This window comes from Streptomyces sp. UNOC14_S4, assembly GCF_020740835.1.
GTDB lineage: Bacteria > Actinomycetota > Actinomycetes > Streptomycetales > Streptomycetaceae > Streptomyces.
The window spans coordinates 1-1,690 of sequence record NZ_JAINFC010000871.1 but is presented as its reverse complement, the minus strand read 5'-3'; the positions used below and the strand labels follow the sequence as shown (position 1 = coordinate 1,690).

Below are 1,690 nucleotides of genomic sequence, written 5' to 3'. Positions count from 1 at the left end.
GCCCGCCGACGGCGGGAACAGCGGCGCGCTGCCCGGGCCGCGCGACGGGACGGCCGGCGGGTCCGGGGGCGAGCGCCTGCGGTTCGTGGGCGCCGCCACGCGCCGGATCGCCCGTGGCATCGACCTGGACGAGATCGTGCTGGGGCTGTGCCGGGCCACCGTGCCCACGTTCGCCGACGCGATCCTCGTCTACCTGCGCGACCCGCTGCCGGTGGGCGACGAGCGGCCCGTGGGGCCCGTCGTGCTGCGGCTGCGCCGCACCGACCAGCTGCCCGAGTACGTGCGCGGCCTCGGGGAGCTCGGCGCCCCGGAGGTCCCGCCCGCGCCCGATCCCGCGACCGAGCTCGCGGCCGTCGCCGCCGAGCGCTGCGAGGTGCGCATAGGAGGGCCGCTCGCGGAGGTGCTGCGAGGGGTCAGGCCCGTCTACGGCGACTCCTCGGCGGCGCGGGCGGCGCTCCCCGAGCTGCTGGGCGAGGACCGGACCGTGCCCGACCGGCAGCGCACGATACTCGCGCCGCTGCGGGGGCGGCGGCGGGTGATCGGCGCGGCGGTGTTCATCCGCCGCGCGGACCGGCCCCCGTTCGAGGGCGACGACCTGCTGGTGGCGGCGCAGCTGGCCACCCACACCGCCCTCGGCGTGGACAAGGCCGTGCTCTACGGCCGCGAGGTCTACATCGCGGACGAGCTCCAGCGCACCATGCTGCCGGACTCGCTGCCGCAGCCCACGGGCGTCCGGCTGGCCAGCCGCTACCTCCCGGCCGCCGAGACGGCCCGGGTCGGCGGCGACTGGTACGACGCGATCCCGCTGCCGGGCAACCGGGTGGCGCTGGTCGTCGGCGACGTCATGGGCCACTCGATGACCTCCGCCGCGATCATGGGCCAGCTGCGCACCACCGCGCAGACCCTGGCGGGCCTGGACCTGCCCCCGGCCGAGGTGCTGCACCACCTGGACGAGCAGGCGCAGCGGCTGGGCTCGGACCGCATGGCCACCTGCCTGTACGCGGTGTACGACCCGGTCGCGCACCGCATCGTCATCGCCAACGCGGGGCATCCACCGCCGATCATGCTGCACCGGGGCGGGCGTGCCGAGGTGCTGCGGGTGCCGCCGGGCGCGCCGATCGGCGTGGGCGGGGTCGACTTCGAGGCCGTGGAGCTGGACGCCCCCGCGGGGGCGACACTGCTGCTGTACACGGACGGTCTGGTGGAGTCCCGGCTGCGGGACGTGTGGACCGGGATAGAGCAGCTGCGCGAGCGGCTGATCGAGACGGCCCGGCTGACCGGCCCGAACCCGCCGCCGCTGGAGCCGCTGTGCGACGAGGTGCTGGGCATGCTCGGCCCCGGGGACCGGGACGACGACATCGCGCTGCTCGCGGCCCGTTTCGAGGGGATCGCGCCCAGTGACGTCGCGTACTGGTTCCTGGACCCTCGGCCGCAGACGGCGCGGCAGGCGCGTCGGCTGGCCCGGCGGGCGCTCGCGCGCTGGGGTCTGGACGAGCTGACCGACGCGGTGGAGCTGCTGGTCAGCGAGGTGATCACCAATGCGGTGCGGTACGCCGAACGGCCGATAACGCTCCGGTTGCTCCGGACGGACGTGCTCCGTTGCGAGGTCGGGGACGATGTGCCGCAGCTGCCGCGGCTGCGTCAGGCGCGGCCCTCGGACGAGGGCGGGCGGGGGCTGTATCTGGTGAAC

Annotated in this window: 1 protein-coding gene; it reads left to right on the top strand. The window is 76.0% G+C overall.

Annotated elements, in window-relative coordinates:
- A partial coding sequence (locus tag K6I34_RS36625) for an ATP-binding SpoIIE family protein phosphatase (RefSeq protein ID WP_229332336.1) occupies window positions 1–1,690 on the top strand: 1,690 nt, incomplete at both ends.